General features: G+C 59.5%; 1 protein-coding gene and 1 pseudogene. Both read left to right on the top strand.

The genetic code is table 11. The features are described from left to right. A pseudogene (locus AC3IFE_RS21125) lies at positions 1-669 on the top strand (hypothetical protein); the annotation flags it as partial. 365 nt (positions 670-1,034) lie between these two features. Next, the coding region (locus tag AC3IFE_RS21120) for a transposase (protein ID WP_489191836.1) at positions 1,035-1,439 on the top strand (405 nt) is incomplete at its 3' end.

Below are 1,439 nucleotides of genomic sequence, written 5' to 3'. Positions count from 1 at the left end.
ATGCATCAAGCTCGCATCGAAGCAGCGAAGGAAATCGGTCTTACGGTAGCCAGCGCCAGCGCGCGTATGGCGGCGCAGCAGGTGGTGGGCCTTATCGTGGTCGAGACCATCGACATCTTCGTCGACGAAATCAGGGATATTGCGGTCAACGGCAAGTTCTTCGACGAGAACGGACTACTGGCCAACATCAACCAGCGCCGTCAGAATATCGTTGACACGCTGACGCAGCGCTTCGAGGAACGGCAGATTTGGGCGCGCGCACGCGCGGCGGGTATTGAAGGTGGCGTGGCCGGTGCGCTGGCGGCGATTCCGCAGATTCTTATCTCGCTCATCGTCAAGATGCCGGCATTCATGCTGTCCATCATCCGTGAATGCACCCTTTCCGTGGTGCGCAGCGCGCGCGTGCTGATTAGCGACGACGAGAACAAGTTCGACAGCATCAAGGTCGTGATGCTCGGTACTGCTTCTGCCGTCATGGGTGTGTATGTGGCGAATGTCATCTCGAAGGCAATCGCACCAGTGCCGATGCTCAACGTGTTCAACCCGCAGGTCACTGCGGTGCTGAGCGGGGTGGTGGTTACGGCAGTGCCACTGTCGGCCGTCTACGTTTTCGACAAGTACAAGACCAAGTTCGTATTTGCGGCATTGGGCGGTAACAAGGCTGCCTGAACCAGCTACCGCTTTGCACCCCTCCCCCGTGGGTCGCACCGAGCTTATTCCTCATTGCGTTTTTGCGTTACGCGACAGACATTCACGCTTCCTCGCTGTAGCGCGACGATATTATCGCGGCACCGCCAGCTCGCGGCGCTCGTGCTTGATAGGAATCAGGTGCTCCGAGCGGTTACTTGTGGCAGAGCCGTTCGATACGGTGCTGGCAAGGCTGTCATCAGCACATGTCGCCCAAGCGACTTGTAGCATCGCTATTTTCGGCCGCAATCGCGAAGCAAGCGACCGAGGAGGTAGCCGAGGAAAGCGGCGCATGCTGGGTAAGCCGTCAATAAACGACGCCCTACCAATGGTAGGCAGAAGGTCAGATGCTAAGTGTCCGCGTGGACACATGCACTCAGACCGTGATGACAGAGAAACAGGACCTTCGAAGCAGACTGGTGGTTGGCCGCAGACGGGATGGCCGGCGGGAATTTGATGAAGATGCCGTGCGGGAGCTGGTCGAGTTTTGCCTGAGGCCGGGGGTATCGATCGCCCGGGCGGCCATGGACCATGACGTCAATCCGAACCAGTTGCGTCGCTGGATCTCGCGCCATCAGCAGCATACGCTGCAAACCCCGACGAGGCCGGACCCGCTGGTGATCGACGGCGTATCGATCGACATCCCGGGTTCAGCACGTCGTGTTCCGGTGGGTGAAGCGCAGGCATTTGTTCCTGTCGTCACTGCGCCATCGGCAGTGCCGGCCGTTTCCCCTGTACTGCCACCGGACACG

This window comes from Burkholderia sp. APQ4-4ca (genome assembly GCF_057837105.1).
This window is presented reverse-complemented; position numbering and strand designations above follow the sequence as displayed.